The 14731-nt window shown below is 71.1% G+C and carries 13 protein-coding genes; all 13 read right to left on the reverse strand.

The annotated features are described in order from the left end of the window. Positions 1-386: 386 nt before the first annotated feature. The 13 genes from ACF1BE_RS00645 to ACF1BE_RS00705 all read right to left on the reverse strand — a co-directional run bounded on the left by ACF1BE_RS00645 (position 387) and on the right by ACF1BE_RS00705 (position 14700). Positions 387-1601, reverse strand: coding sequence for a DivIVA domain-containing protein (locus tag ACF1BE_RS00645; RefSeq protein WP_392196786.1), 1215 nt, complete (start codon positions 1599-1601; stop codon positions 387-389). A 52-nt stretch (positions 1602-1653) separates the two neighbouring features. Then, positions 1654-1944 (reverse strand): YggT family protein, encoded by a 291-nt coding sequence (locus ACF1BE_RS00650; RefSeq protein ID WP_121789244.1) that lies wholly within the window; start codon positions 1942-1944, stop codon positions 1654-1656. 59 nt (positions 1945-2003) lie between these two features. Then, positions 2004-2645: a cell division protein SepF gene (locus tag ACF1BE_RS00655; RefSeq protein ID WP_392196787.1), complete on the reverse strand. Its 642-nt coding sequence runs from the start codon at positions 2643-2645 to the stop codon at positions 2004-2006. Positions 2646-2773: 128 nt separating this feature from the next. Continuing rightward, positions 2774-3493: a YggS family pyridoxal phosphate-dependent enzyme gene (locus ACF1BE_RS00660; protein ID WP_392196788.1), complete on the reverse strand. Its 720-nt coding sequence runs from the start codon at positions 3491-3493 to the stop codon at positions 2774-2776. Between the two features lie 6 nt (positions 3494-3499). Then, positions 3500-4228 carry a peptidoglycan editing factor PgeF gene (pgeF, locus tag ACF1BE_RS00665; protein ID WP_392196789.1) on the reverse strand — a complete coding sequence of 243 codons (729 nt, stop codon included), beginning with the start codon at positions 4226-4228 and terminating at the stop codon, positions 3500-3502. Then, positions 4225-5436, reverse strand: coding sequence for a cell division protein FtsZ (gene ftsZ / locus ACF1BE_RS00670; RefSeq protein WP_392196790.1), 1212 nt, complete (start codon positions 5434-5436; stop codon positions 4225-4227). The genes pgeF and ftsZ overlap by 4 nt, the downstream gene beginning before the upstream one ends. Positions 5437-5716: 280 nt before the next feature. Continuing rightward, complete coding sequence (locus ACF1BE_RS00675) at positions 5717-6511, reverse strand: cell division protein FtsQ/DivIB (protein WP_392196791.1); 795 nt, start codon at positions 6509-6511, stop codon at positions 5717-5719. 79 nt (positions 6512-6590) lie between these two features. Further along, positions 6591-7685, reverse strand: coding sequence for an undecaprenyldiphospho-muramoylpentapeptide beta-N-acetylglucosaminyltransferase (gene murG, locus ACF1BE_RS00680; protein WP_392196792.1), 1095 nt, complete (start codon positions 7683-7685; stop codon positions 6591-6593). A gap of 6 nt (positions 7686-7691) precedes the next feature. After that, the gene (gene ftsW, locus ACF1BE_RS00685; protein WP_392196793.1) at positions 7692-9071 is read right to left on the reverse strand and encodes a putative lipid II flippase FtsW; all 1380 of its coding nucleotides are present in this window, start codon (positions 9069-9071) and stop codon (positions 7692-7694) included. Positions 9072-9139: 68 nt separating this feature from the next. After that, positions 9140-10582, reverse strand: coding sequence for a UDP-N-acetylmuramoyl-L-alanine--D-glutamate ligase (murD, locus tag ACF1BE_RS00690; protein WP_392196794.1), 1443 nt, complete (start codon positions 10580-10582; stop codon positions 9140-9142). Beyond that, positions 10564-11634, reverse strand: coding sequence for a phospho-N-acetylmuramoyl-pentapeptide-transferase (gene mraY / locus ACF1BE_RS00695; protein WP_121789236.1), 1071 nt, complete (start codon positions 11632-11634; stop codon positions 10564-10566). The genes murD and mraY overlap by 19 nt, the downstream gene beginning before the upstream one ends. Continuing rightward, complete coding sequence (gene murF, locus ACF1BE_RS00700; RefSeq protein ID WP_392196795.1) at positions 11634-13040, reverse strand: UDP-N-acetylmuramoyl-tripeptide--D-alanyl-D-alanine ligase; 1407 nt, start codon at positions 13038-13040, stop codon at positions 11634-11636. Before murF ends, mraY begins: the two co-directional genes overlap by 1 nt. 4 nt (positions 13041-13044) lie before the next feature. Next, a complete protein-coding gene (locus ACF1BE_RS00705) occupies positions 13045-14700 on the reverse strand; it encodes a UDP-N-acetylmuramoyl-L-alanyl-D-glutamate--2,6-diaminopimelate ligase (RefSeq protein ID WP_392196796.1) in 1656 nt (551 codons plus the stop codon). Between the last annotated feature and the right edge of the window lie 31 nt (positions 14701-14731).

A 14731-nucleotide genomic window follows, 5' to 3' on the forward strand; every position in this document is an offset into this window, starting at 1 on the left:
AGGAGACCGGGCCCTTCCGCGTGAATCGCCGGACCGACGGTTCACACCCGGATACCGGACCGTGGGTTCCCGCCCTGAGGCCGCACCCTGGGCCCCGCCCGGGCGCCGGCCCGTGGATTCCGCCGGCTACCGGGCCGCCCTCCCACCTGGGTCCCGCCTGACGCCGCACCCTGGCCCCGCCCAGGCGCCGGCCCGTGGAATTCCCGCCGCCTACCGGGCCGGCCTGCCACCCGGGTGCCGGCCGGTCCTGTCACCGCCGCGCGGTGTCCCCGCACCCCGGCGGCAGTCGCGCGCAACCCGCGTAAAAGGGGCGGGCCCCCGGACCGAAGTCCGGGGGCCCGCCCCTTGGGCGCTGCCGACGCCGTTGTCGTACTAGTGCCCGGCGCTCAGTTGTCGTCCTCGTCGATCAGGAACCCGCGCATCGGCGAGGGCGCCTGGCCCATCGGGGACGGACCCTGCGGACGGACCGGGGCCATGGGCTGGGTCATGGCCGGGGTCATCTGCTGCTGGCCGCCGTAGGACGGGCCGGACGGACCGGGGTTGCCGCCCATGCCCTGGTTGCCGCCGTAGGACGGGGCGCTCGCGCCGGCCGGGGCCATGGAGGGCGACGGGGACGGCGGCAGGGACGCGGTGGCCGGGTTGCGCGGCGGGGCCAGGGAGTCGTCGGCCTGGGTCTCCAGCTGACGCAGCTGCGACTCGAGGTACGACTTCAGCCGGGTGCGGTACTCGCGCTCGAAGCCGCGCAGGTCCTCGACCTTGCGCTCCAGCGTGGCGCGCGCGGACTCCAGGGAGCCCATGGCGACGCGGTGCTTCTCCTGCGCGTCCCGCTCCAGGGCGTCGGCCTTGGCACGGGCGTCCCGCTCCAGACCCTCGGCGCGGCTGCGGGCCTCGCCGACGATCTTGTTGGCCTCGGAGCGGGCCTCGGCGATCGCCTGGTCGGCGGTCTGCTGGGCCAGCGAGAGGACACGGGCGGCACTGTCGCCACCGGGGCCCTGACCGTGGCCGCCCATGGGACCGCCCATCGGGCCGCCCATCTGCTGCTGCATGGGCGGCTGACCGCCCATGTGGCCCTGCCCCATGGAGCCCTGGCCCATCGAACCCTGACCCATGGAGCCCTGGCCCATCGACCCCTGCCCCATCGAGCCCTGGCCCATCGGCCCCTGGCCCATCGGGCCGGGACCCTGCGGGCCACCCTGACCGCCGGGGCCGGCGGGCAGCTGCGGGGCACCGCTCGGCAGCTGGGGCGGACCACCCATGGGGCCGCCCATCTGCTGCTGCGGCGGGCCCGATATGCCGGCGGGCACCGGTGCGCCGGGACCTCGCATCCCCTGCTGGGGCATGCCCTGCTGAGGCATTCCCTGCTGGGGCATGCCCTGCTGCTGGTCCTGCTCCGGGGGCTTGCGCATGTTCTGCTGGTTCTGGGCGGCCGCGCGCGTGGCCGCGGCCAGTTTGGCGCGCAGGTCCTCGTTCTCGCGCAGCAGCCGGGTCAGTTCGGCTTCGACCTCGTCGAGGAAGGCATCGACCTCGTCCTCGTCATAGCCTTCTCGGAGGCGGACGGTCGTGAACTGCTTGTTCCGCACGTCCTCGGGGGTCAACGGCATCTCTTCACCTCAACGTAGTCATCGGCAGTCGGCAAGACCGTATCGTCCACCCTCATCTCACGAAGTGCTGCGCAATGGAGATGAGGACGTAAACGATGATCATCAGTACGAAGAAGGACAGGTCGAGCGCCACGCCCCCGAGACGCAGCGGCGGGATGAACCGCCGCAGAAGCTTCAGCGGTGGATCGGTGACAGTGTAGGTGGCCTCCAGTACGACCACCATCGCCTTGCCGGGTTGCCACGAGCGGGCGAACTGGAACACGTAATCCATGACCAGCCGGAAGATGAGCACGACGAGGAACACCATCAGCGCGATGTAGATCACCTGCGCGAACACGCTCATGGCCTGCTGTTCCCTCTCCCCTGCTCCGTGCTTTCCGTACTGCGGTCCGGTCGTGCGTCTCAGCTCTGGTTGAAGAACCCGCCCTCTGCGATGCGGGCCTTGTCCTCCGCCGTGACATCGACGTTAGCAGGAGACAACAGGAACACCTTCTGCGTCACCCGCTCGATGCTGCCGTGAAGACCAAACACCAAACCGGCCGCAAAGTCGACAAGTCGCTTCGCGTCTGTGTCATCCATCTCAGTCAGATTCATGATCACCGGGGTGCCCTCACGGAAGTGTTCCCCGATGGTACGGGCCTCGTTGTAGGTCCGCGGGTGAAGCGTGGTGATCCGGTAAGGCTCTCGTTCCGACACGACCTTGGGCATGATCACCGGTGCGTTCTTCTCCAGGGACTGACGTTCTTGTGTGATGGATGCCACGGGCGCGATCCGCGCCGGGCGTCCCGATTCCGCGGCGAGCGAAGTCGAACGGGCCACCGGCTCGCGCGGCGCGGGCGGTTGCACGATTCGCACCTCTTCGTCCCTTTGGGACTGGTGTGCACCATGCGACTGATGTGACGGTTCGTGCCGTCGGTGGTCCCGCTCGAGCTCCGGGTCCAGCTCGGGTTCGAAGTCGTCGTCGGGGTCGAATCCGCGGCCGTCGTACCCATCGTCCTCCACGAGGCCGAGGTAGACCGCCATCTTGCGCATCGCGCCGGCCATGCTCTGAGTCCTCCGCTCTGTGGTGGATCGACTGACGACTGCCAAATGCCCGCGATCCACGTGGTCGTTGTGCCCGCCTTGGCGGACACTGACCATATTTTCTGCTGTGGTCCGACTTCCTGGCGACGTTACCCGAGCCTGGGGCGGACTCCGAGTACCGCACTGCCGACGCGTACATGTGTCGCCCCGGCGGCCACGGCCTGTTCGAGGTCCGCACTCATCCCTGCCGACACCATGGTTGCAGCCGGATGGTTCCGGCGCAGGTCGGTCGACAAATCCATGAGCCGTCCGAACGCCGCCTGTTCGCGTCCCGCGTATTCCCCGGTGAGCGGAGCGACGGTCATCAGGCCGTCGAGCCGCAGCCCGGGCGCCCCGGCCACGAGGTCGGCCAACTCTTCGATTCCGTCCGGCGCCACGCCACCGCGTTCGCCCCGGCCGCTCGCCCCCGCGTCGAGCGCCACCTGGAGGAGGCAGCCCACCTCGCGCTCCGCCCGTACCGCCTCCTTCGACAGCGCGGCGACGAGCCTGGAACGGTCGACGGACTGCACGACATCGGCGTAACCGACCACAGAACGCACTTTGTTGGTCTGCAACTGACCGACGAAGTGCCACGTCAGGGGCAGATCCGCGCACGCGGCGGCCTTCGGGGCCGCGTCCTGGTCGCGGTTCTCGGCGACCTGGCGCACGCCGAGTCCGGACAGGATCCGCACGTCGCTGGCCGGGTAGGTCTTGGTGACCACGATGAGGGTCACCTCCTCGCGCCCGCGCCCGGCCGCCGCACACGCGGTCGCGATGCGCTCCTCCACCTTCGCCAGGTTCGCGGCGAGTTCGGTCTTACGGTCCGTCATGCCCCATCAGTCCAGCCACACATAGCCGGCGAGCCGCCCCGTGGTGCGGTCGCGGCGGTACGAGAAGTGGTCCTCCGACTCCAGCGTGCACACCGGCGACTGCGCCCGGTCGCACACCCCGAGCCGGTCGAGCTGCGCGTGCACGCCGGCGCTCACGTCGACCGCGGGCGTGCCCCAGCTCGTCTCGGCGTGCGCCGCCGGTTCGACGGCGGCCACCTCGGCGCGCATCGCCTCGGGCACCTCGTAGCACCGGCCGCAGACGGCCGGTCCGGTACGGGCGACGATCCGGTCCGCCGCGGCGCCCAGTTCGACCATGGCCCGTACCGCGGCGGGGACGACGCCCCCGACCATGCCGGGCCGGCCCGCGTGGGCCGCGGCGGCGACCCCGGCGACGGGGTCGGCCAGCAGTACCGGCACGCAGTCGGCGGTGAGGACGGCGAGGGCGAGTCCGCGCCGGGCGGTGACGACCGCGTCGGCCTCGGGCACCGGACGCTCGCCCCACGGCGCGTCCGCCACGACGACGTCGGTGCCGTGCACCTGCCGCATCCAGACCACCGAAACGGGGTCCAGGCCGAGCGACTTGGCCGCCAGCTCCCGGTTGGCCCCCACGGACTCCGGGGCGTCGCCGACCGCGCCGCCGAGGTTCAGCTCCTCATACGGAGCGGCGCTCACCCCGCCCCACCGGTCGGTGAAGGCGAAGTGCGCGCCGCTCACGCTCTCGCGCCGTCCTATCACTTGAGGAAGTCCGGGACGTCCAGTTCCTCGGCCGTGCTGTCCGCGTAGGCGGGCCGCGGCGCCGGTGTGACCGGCGGCGGGACCGGGATGTCGGCCACCGGCTCGGGGGCCGGCTCCGGCTCCTCCTTCGGCTTCACGCTGCCCAGCGAGCCGTAGGACGGACGGCTGGGCTCGCTCGGCCGCGCCGGCGCGGGCTCCTCGCGGCGGGCGGGCGCCGATCCGGAGGCCGAGCCGAGCACGTTGTCCCGGCGGGCGGGGGGCTGGCCGCCGTCGAAGCCGGCCGCGATGACGGTGACCCGGACCTCGTCGCCCAGCGCGTCGTCGATGACCGCGCCGAAGATGATGTTGGCCTCGGGGTGCGCGGCCTCGCTGACCAGTTGGGCGGCCTCGTTGATCTCGAACAGGCCGAGGTCGGAACCGCCCGAGATGGAGAGCAGCACGCCGCGGGCGCCGTCGATGGACGCCTCCAGCAGCGGGGAGGAGATCGCCATCTCGGCCGCGGCCACCGCGCGGTCGTCGCCGCGGGCCGAGCCGATGCCCATGAGGGCCGAACCGGCTTCGGACATGACCGACTTGACGTCGGCGAAGTCCAGGTTGATCAGGCCGGGCGTGGTGATGAGGTCGGTGATGCCCTGCACACCGGAGAGCAGGACCTGGTCCGCGGACTTGAAGGCGTCCAGGACCGAGACCTGGCGGTCCGAGATGGACAGCAGCCGGTCGTTGGGGATGACGATGAGGGTGTCGACCTCTTCGCGGAGTTCCGCGATGCCGTCCTCGGCCTGGTTCGCGCGGCGCCGTCCCTCGAAGGTGAACGGGCGCGTGACCACGCCGATGGTCAGGGCGCCCAGGTTGCGCGCGATGTTGGCCACGACGGGTGCGCCGCCGGTGCCGGTGCCGCCGCCCTCGCCGGCCGTCACGAAGACCATGTCGGCCCCCTTGAGGACCTCCTCGATCTCCTCGCGGTGGTCCTCGGCGGCCTTGCGGCCGACGGCCGGGTTGGCTCCGGCGCCGAGTCCGCGGGTGAGTTCGCGGCCGACGTCGAGCTTGACGTCGGCGTCGCTCATCAACAGCGCCTGTGCGTCGGTGTTGATGGCGATGAACTCGACGCCCTTGAGACCGACCTCGATCATCCGGTTGATGGCATTGACACCACCGCCGCCGACACCGATGACCTTGATGACTGCGAGGTAGTTCTGCGGTGCTGCCACGTCGAAGGCCTCTCGCCTCGAATTACGTTGTCGCCGCCGTGCGGATGCCCCGCGCCGGGACGACGGATGCCGAATGGGACGGTCCGTAGCGCCGACCCGAACCCTAACCTTGAAGTTTAGGGTTACCAGTGTGTCTGTTCCCTGGAGTCTTCTGAACAGGACACTAAGTCGACAAGTGGCGCCCGTTCAACGAACACGCCGAACCTCCCGTTTTTCTTTTCACCCTATGTGATCAGGCATAGCGGTGCCCAACCAGGGTGCTGGCCTGCGCGGATGTGCGTCAACTCCCCGATGACGCGGGGGCGGTGGGAACAGAGACATCAAAGTGCCGTGCGCCGGGAACTGCTTTCATGAGAGCCGTGAGGGCCCGCGCCTTGGCGCCGCCGTCCTCTCCGCTGCCCCATGCCACCGTGCGCCCGTCGCCCCACTCCAGCGAGATCGCGTCGTAGGAGCGGACTTGGACGGCCCTGGTGGCCCTCAGCACGGGTTCCGGCAGGTCGCCGGCGACCCGGACGGCCTCGCGCACCAGACGGTCCGCGCCGAAACGCCGGAAGCTCGCGGCGCCCGACCCCTTGCGGGAGGCGGAGATCTCCAGTGCCGGGACGCCTTTCGGTGCCCGCGGAACCGTAGCGAATCGGACACCTTCGTCATCGACTTCGACGAAGTTCCCGCCCTTTCGGACGAGCAGAACCGGAGTGCGCTCGATCACTTTCAGGCCGATTCCATGAGGCCAGGAACGAACCACGTCAACGGTGTCAATTCGGGGCAATTTCCGGCGAAGCCGGGCTTCGACGGCGTCCGTGTCGGCGGAAATCATCGGCTCCCCGACGGGAACGGCCGCCGCCTCGCGCACTTCGGCAGGGGTCAGCACCCGTGTCCCGGACACCGAGACGTGGTCCACCCGCAGCCAGGTGGAGCCGTACAACGCCCAGACGGCACCGGCCCCCAGAAGCACGAGGAGGGCGGCGAGGGCGGCGAGCACCAGAAGGCGCCGCCTCCTGGTCCGGGAAGCGGGCGGCGGGCCGGACGACTCCTGCCGGCGTTCACCGCGCTCGGCGGTCGTCGGTCCGGCCACGCTCACTCCCTTTCCTGGCCCGGTTCACCTCCGGGGCGCCCCGGCGTGCGCGCGCCCGTTCGGCTCATCCGCCCATGTCTTACTGCTGACGGCGAGAGGCGATCGCCTCGTACACCATGCCGACGAGCAGGTCGTCGGCGTCCCGGCGGCCGAACTCGCTCGCCGAGCGGGACATCTCGTACAGCCGGTGGGGGTCGGCGAGCACGGGCAGGACGTTCTGCTGCACCCACTCGGGCGTCAGTTCCGCGTCATCGACCAGGAGTCCGCCGCCGGCCTTGACCACCGGCTGGGCGTTGAGCCGCTGTTCGCCGTTGCCGATGGGCAGCGGGACGTACGCGGCCGGCAGCCCGACGGCGGAGAGTTCGGCGACGGTCATCGCGCCCGCGCGGCAGAGCATCATGTCGGCCGCCGCGTACGCGAGGTCCATCCGGTCCAGATAACTTACCGGGATGTAGGGGGGCATCCCCGGCATCTGATGCACCTGCGGCAGTTCGTTCTTCGGCCCGACCGCGTGCAGGATCTGGATGCCGGCCTGCTGGAGCCAGGGAGCGACCTGCTGGACCACCTCGTTGAGGCGCCGGGCGCCCTGGGACCCGCCGGAGACGAGCAGGGTGGGCAGGTTCGGGTCGAGCCCGAAGCGGGCGCGGGCCTCCGGGCGGACGGCGGCGCGGTCCAGGGTGGCGATGGAGCGGCGCAGCGGGATGCCGATGTAACGGGCGTCACGCAGTTTGCTGTCCGGCGTCGAGACGGCCACCCGGGCCGCGTACCGCGAACCGATCTTGTTGGCCAGGCCCGGGCGGGCGTTGGCCTCGTGGATGACGATGGGCACACCGAGGCGCTTGGCGGCCAGATAGCCGGGCAGGGCGACGTAGCCGCCGAAGCCGACCACGGCGTCCGCCTTGGTGCGCTCCAGGATCTGCTCGGCCGCCTTGATCGTGCCGCGCAGCCGGCCCGGGACGGTGATCAGCTCGGGCGTCGGCTTGCGGGGCAGTGGCACCGCCGGGATCAGCGCCAGCTCGTAGCCGCGCTCCGGAACGAGCCGGGTCTCCAGGCCGCGCTCCGTGCCCAGGGCCGTGATCCCCACGGTCGGGTCCTGCCTGCGCAGGGCGTCCGCGAGGGCGAGCGCGGGCTCGATGTGGCCGGCGGTCCCCCCACCGGCGAGTACGACATGCACCGAAATTCACCGCTCTCCGGACGTACGCGCCGCCGAGGCACGCCGTCGCATCGTGTTCCATCTCCGTGGTCCCCGGCCGGACACCCGCCCGGCACCGGAGCCTCCCGCCCGCTTTCTACCAAAGCGAGGTTGCCGCGTCGCGAGCGCCGCCCGCGCAGCGGGCTCGTCGCGTGCGAAGGCGATCAGCAGCCCGATGGCGAACATGGTCGGCAGCAGGGCGGACCCTCCGTAGGAGAACAGCGGGAGCGGGACACCGGCGATCGGCAGCAGACCGAGCACCGCACCGATGTTGATCACCGCTTGGGTGGTGATCCAGGTGGTCACGCCTCCCGCGGCATACCTCACGAAGGGGTCCTCCGTGCGTCCGGCCACGCGGATACCCGCATAGCCTAGAGCCGCGAACAGGGCGAGCACCGACAGCGTCCCCGCGAGACCCAGTTCCTCGCCGGTGACGGCGAAGATGAAGTCGGTGTGCGCTTCCGGGAGTTGGCCCCATTTTTCCACACTTGCGCCGAGTCCGGAGCCGAAGAAGCCGCCGGAGGCGAGGGCGTAGATGCCGTGCACGGCCTGCCAGCAGTCGGCGACCCCGGTCTTCGGCTCGGTGGCGCCGATGCAGGCGAGGCGGGCCATCCGGTTGGGGCTGGTCTTGATGAGGACCACACCGATCAGTGCGGCGACCGACAGCACGCCCGCGAACAGCCGGGTCGGTGCGCCCGCGAGCCACAGCAGGCCGAACAGGATCGCCGTGAGAATGATCGCGGTACCCATGTCGCCGCCGAGCATGATCAGCCCGAGCAGCAGGAACGTGACCGGAACCAGCGGCACCAGCATGTGCTTCCACTGGGTCAGCAGCCTCCTCTCCTGCTTGCGGGCGATCAGGTCGGCGCCCCACAGCACCAGGGCCAGCTTGCCGAACTCGCTGGGCTGGATCTGGAAGGAGCCGCCGAGCGAGATCCAGTTCTGGTTGCCGTTGACCGCCATCCCTATCCCGGGCACCTGCACCAGGGCCATCAGGAAGACGGCGCCGGCGAGGATCGGGTAGGCCAGCGCCCGGTGCAGTTTCACCGGCATGCGGGAGGCGGCGAACAGCAGTGCGCCGCCGATGAGCGCGGCGAGGAACTGCTTGCGGAAGAAGTACGACCCCGGCAGCGACAGCTGCAACGCGGTGATCTGGGAGGCCGAGTAGACCATCACCAGGCCGAGCACGGTGATCAGCACGCTGCCGCCGGCGATCAGGTAGTAGGCGGTCAGCGGCCGGTCCCAGGCCCTGCGCGCGCGTGTGCAGAACCGTTGGACGGGGTTCTCGCGCGGGGGCCGGGGGACGGCGGGACGCGGGCGCCGGGGCGCCCGCTGCACGGGCGGCCGGCCGGTTCGGCTACTGGGCATCGGCGCCTCCACTGAACGTCGACCGTCCCACGCGTCCCTCCCAAGGTCCGCCCGGCAGGCGGCCGGGGTCAGGCTCCGAGTTCGCGGACCGCCGCCGCGAACGCGTCGCCGCGCTGGTTGTAGTTGGTGAACATGTCCATGGAGGCGCATGCCGGGGCCAGCAGCACCGTGTCGCCGGGCCGAGCCAGCCGCTTCGCCTCCGTCACCGCCTGGAGCATCGCCCCAGTGTCGGTCCGGTCGAGGTCGACGACGGGTACCTCCGGGGCGTGTCGCGCGAGGGCCTCACGGATCAGTGCCCGGTCGGCGCCGATCAGGACGGCTCCGCGCAGTCGCCCGGCCGACTTGGCGACCAGTTCGTCGAAGGTCGCGCCCTTCGCCAGACCGCCCGCAATCCATACGATCGGTTCATATGCCGCCAACGAGGCTTCCGCGGCGTGGGTGTTGGTCGCCTTGGAGTCGTCGACGTACGCCACCCCGTCGATGTCGGCCACGTACGCGATGCGGTGGGCGTCGGGCCGGAAGGCCCGCAGGCCGTCGCGTACGGCCGTGGCGGGCACGCCGAAGGCGCGCGCGAGGGCCGCCGCGGCAAGGGCGTTGGCGATGTTGTGCGGGGCCGGCGGATTCACGTCGGAGACCTGGGCCAGCTCCTGCGCGTTCTTCTGCCGGTTCTCGACGAAGGCCCGGTCGACCAGGATGCCGTCCACCACGCCGAGTTGGGAGGGTCCGGGCGTGCCCAGGGTGAACCCGACGGCCCGGCAGCCCTCTTCGACGTCGGCCTCGCGCACGAGGTTCTCGGTGGCCTCGTCGGCGGCGTTGTAGACGCAGGCGACCCGGTTCCCCTCGTAGATACGGCCCTTGTCGCGTGCGTACGCCTCCATGGAGCCGTGCCAGTCCAGGTGGTCCGGCGCGAGGTTGAGGACGGCCGCCGAGTGGGCGCGCAGGGAGGGCGCCCAGTGCAGCTGGTAGCTGGAGAGTTCCACGGCGAGGACGTCGTGGTGCTCCTCGCCGAGGACCGCGTCCAGCAGGGAGACGCCGATGTTGCCGACGGCGGCCGTGCGCAGGCCCGCCGCCGTCAGGATGGAGGCGAGCATGCGGACGGTCGTGGTCTTGCCGTTGGTGCCCGTCACGGCCAGCCAGGGAGCCGCGTCGGGGCCGCGCAGCCGCCAGGCCAGCTCCACGTCGCCCCAGACGGGCACGCCCGCCTTCCCGGCCGCCAGGAACAGCGGCTTGTCCGGCTTCCAGCCGGGCGCGGTGACGATCAGCTCGGTGCCCTCGGGCAGGGTGGCCCCGTCACCGAGGCGCACGGTGATGCCGAGCGCCTCCAGCTCCGCGGCCTGTTCCCGCGCGCGGGCGTCGTCGCCGTCGTTGACGACCGTGACGACCGCCCCGCGCGCGTGCAGCGCCTTCGCCGCCGGGATCCCGGAGACGCCGAGCCCGGCGACGGTGACGTGCCTGCCCTGGAATTCGAAGGACCCTGAAGGCGCCGAGGAGGTCACTTGTCCGCTGCCCATCCCGCGTAGAAGAGGCCCAGTCCGACGATCACACAGATGCCCTGGATGATCCAGAAGCGGACCACCACGAGTACCTCGGACCAGCCCTTGAGTTCGAAGTGGTGCTGGAGTGGTGCCATCCGGAAGACGCGCTTGCCGGTGAGCCGGAAGGAGCCGACCTGGATGACGACCGACATGGTGATGAGGACGAACAGGCCGCCCATGATGGCCACCAGCAGCTCCGTGCGGGAGAGGATGGCCAGGCCGGTGAGGACACCGCCGAGCGCGAGCGAACCGGTGTCGCCCATGAAGATCTTCGCCGGCGAGGTGTTCCACCACAGGAAGCCCAGACAGGCGCCCATCAGCGCGGAGGCGACCACGGCCAGGTCCAGCGGGTCGCGCACCTCGTAGCAGGCACCCGGGTTGGTCAGGGTGCCCGCGTTGGCGCAGGACTCCTGGAACTGCCAGACGCCGATGAAGGTGTAGGCGCCGAAGACGAGGACGGAGGCGCCGGTGGCGAGGCCGTCCAGACCGTCGGTCAGGTTCACGCCGTTCGACATCGCGAGGATCATGAACAGCGCCCAGACGACGAACAGCACCGGGCCGAGCGACCAGCCGAAGTCGGTGATGAACGACAGCTTGGTGGAGGCCGGGGTGTTGCCGCGCGCGTCGGAGAACTGGAGCGACAGCACGGCGAAGGCGATGCCGACGATCAGCTGGCCGGCCATCTTGGCCTTGGCCCGCAGGCCCAGCGACCGCCGTTTGACGATCTTGATGTAGTCGTCGAGGAAGCCGACCAGGCCCATGCCGGCCATCAGGCCGAGGACCAGCAGACCGGAGTAGGTCGGGGGGTAGCCGGTGATGAGCTTGCTCAGGAAGTACGCGGCGATCGTCGCCAGGATGAAGGCGATGCCGCCCATGGTCGGCGTACCACGCTTGCTGGCGTGCTCGCGCGGGCCGTCGTCACGGATGTACTGGCCGTAGCCCTTGCGGGCGAGGAGCTTGATCAGCAGCGGGGTGCCGACCAGGGTCAGGAAGAGGCCGATGACTCCCGAGAACAGGATCTGCTTCATCATCGGGCATCGACCCCGCCCTCGGCACCGGACTCGGTGAGCGCCTGGGCCACGCTCTCCAGCCCCACCGACCGGGACGCCTTCACGAGTACGACGTCCCCCGGGCGCAACTCGCTGCGCAACAGGTCGATCGCCGCCTGTGCGTCGGACACGTGCACCGACTCCTCACCCCACGAACCCTCGTTATATGCGCCCAGTTGCAGCCAGGAGGCCTCAATCCCCCCGACGGCGACGAGCTTGCTGACGTTGAGCCGGACGGCGAGCCGTCCGACGGCGTCGTGCTCGGCGAGCGCCTCGTCCCCCAGCTCGGCCATCTTGCCGAGCACCGCCCACGTGCGGCGCCCCTTGCCCATGGCCGCGAGCGCCCTGAGGGCGGCCCGCATGGACTCGGGGTTGGCGTTGTAGGCGTCGTTGACGATGGTCACGCCGTCCGGGCGCTCGGTGACCTCCATGCGCCAGCGGGAGAGGGAGCCCGCCTCGGAGAGCGCGGTGGCGATCTCTTCCGCGGACATGCCCAGCTCATGGGCGACGGCGGCCGCGGCGAGCGCGTTCGACACGTGATGCTCACCGTACAGGCGCATGGTCACATCGCTTGCACCGGAGGGTGTGAGAAGTCTGAAGGCGGGCTGTCCGCTGTCCGTGAGTCGTACGTTCTCGGCGCGTACGTCCGCTTCGGCCGACTCTCCGAAAAGGACCACCTTCGCCTTGGTTCGGGAGGCCATGGCCCGCACCAGCGGGTCGTCGGCGTTGAGGACCGCCGCGCCGTCCTCGGGAAGGGCCTCCACGAGTTCGCCCTTGGCCTGGGCGATCTGTTCGCGTCCGCCGAACTCGCCGATGTGGGCGGTGCCGACGTTGAGCACCAGGCCGATCTTCGGGGGCGTCAGGTCCGCGAGGTAACGGATGTGCCCGATGCCGCGGGCGCCCATCTCCAGCACGAGGAACCGGGTCTCCTCGGTGGCGGTCAGGGCGGTCAGCGGCAGCCCGATCTCGTTGTTGAGCGAGCCGGGCGTGAACACCGTCGGCGCCCTGCGCCCGAGGACCTGCGCGATGAGGTCCTTGGTGCTGGTCTTGCCGGCCGAGCCGGTCAGGGCGACGAGGGTCGCGCCGAGCCGCTGTACGACGTGCCGGGCGAGGGCGCCGAGGGCCGTCTGGACGTCGTCGACGACGATCGCGGGGACGCCGACCGGCCGGGACGCCAGCACGGCGACCGCGCCGTCCCGGACGACCTGGGCCGCGTAGTCGTGGCCGTCCACGCGTTCGCCGACGAAGGCGGCGAACAGGCTGCCGGGCACCACCTCGCGGGAGTCCCGGACGACCGGTCCCGTGACCTGCGCGGACGGATCCGGTATGTCGTGCGTCTGCCCGCCGACGACTGCTGCGATCTCGGCGAGGGAGAGGGCGATCACAAGTTCATCCCTGGGTCTTCTGGATAGCTTCGCGAAGCACCTGGCGGTCGTCGAAGGGACGGATCACGCCGGCGATGTCCTGGCCCTGCTCGTGGCCCTTGCCCGCGACCAGCACGGTGTCGCCGGCCTGGGCGCGGCCCACGGCGGCGGCGACGGCGGCGGCCCGGTCCTCGAACAGGAGCACCTCGCCGCGCTCGTGCGCGGGCACGGAGGCCGCGCCCTGGAGCATGGTCGCGAGGATCGCGAGGGGGTCCTCGGAGCGGGGGTTGTCGGAGGTCAGTACGGCCGTGTCGGCGAGCCGGGCCACGGCGGCGCCCATCGGGGCGCGCTTGGTCCGGTCGCGGTCGCCGCCGCAGCCGAGGACGACGTGCAGCCGGCCCTTGGTCACCTTGCGCAGCGCCTTGAGCACGGACTCGACCGCGTCGGTCTTGTGGGCGTAGTCGACGACCGCGAGGTACGGCTGCCCGGCGTCGACGCGCTCCAGACGGCCGGGGACGCCCGGTACGGCCGCGATGCCGTCGGCGGCGGCCTGCGGGTCGAGGCCGGCCGCGGCGAGGGCGACCACGGCGGCGAGGGTGTTCGCCACGTTGAACGGGCCCGGCAGCGGCGACCTGGCCTGCACTCGCTCGCCGTTCGGGCCGAGGACGGTGAACGTCGAGTCCATCGGGCCGACCTGGACGTCCTCGGCGCGCCAGTCGGCGTCGGGGTGGCCCTCGGCGGAGAAGGTGACGACAGGGACACCCGCCTCGGCGGCGAGCCGGCGGCCGTACTCGTCGTCGGTGTTGACGACGCCGAGCCTGCTGCGTCGCGGCGTGAACAGCTGGGCCTTCGCCTGGAAGTAGTCCTCCATGCCGGAGTGGAACTCCATGTGCTCCGGGCTGAGGTTGGTGAAGACGGCGATGTCGAAGACACAGCCGTCGACCCGGCCGAGGACCAGGGCGTGACTGGAGACCTCCATGGCGACCGCCTCGACACCGCGTTCGCGCATGACGGCGAACAGGGCCTGGAGGTCGGTGGCCTCGGGGGTGGTGCGCTCGGACTTGATGCGCTCCTCGCCGATGCGCATCTCGACGGTGCCGATGAGTCCGGTGCTGCGCGCGGTCTTCAGGCCGCCCTCGACCAGGTAGGCCGTGGTGGTCTTGCCGGAGGTGCCGGTGATGCCGATCTGGAGCAGGCCGCGCCCGGGCCGGCCGTAGATGGTGGCCGCGAGTTCGCCCATCCGCGCGCGCGGGTCGTCCACGACCAGGACGGGCAGGCCGGTGGCGGCGGCGCGTTCGGCGCCCGCCGGGTCGGTGAGCACGGCGACCGCGCCCAGGCCTGCGGCCTGGGTGGCGAAGTCGGCGCCGTGCAGCCGGGCACCGGGCAGGGCGGCGTAGACGTCGCCGGGGCGGACGGCACGGGAGTCGTGGGTGATGCCCGTGACCGCGGCGGAGCCGGCCGGAGCGGCGGCACCCAGCTGACCGGCGAGTTCCGCGAGGGGTGTGGCGGAGACCTCGACCGGTCGCGGCGGTCCCGGATATGTCACGGAAGCGCCCTTCTGGGTGGTTCGGGACTGATCAGCGTGTGGCACGGCGGTGAGCGTACCGGGCGCACCCGCTGCGGAGCGAAGTGAGGGGTTCTCGGCCCCGTGGTCCCCGTCGTCGGGGGTGATCGTTGTCACGAGCTGGTTCCTGGTGTTTCCGGGGTGCTGA

The sequence above is a fragment of the Streptomyces sp. NPDC014991 genome, assembly GCF_043080665.1.
In the GTDB taxonomy this organism is placed as follows: domain Bacteria; phylum Actinomycetota; class Actinomycetes; order Streptomycetales; family Streptomycetaceae; genus Streptomyces.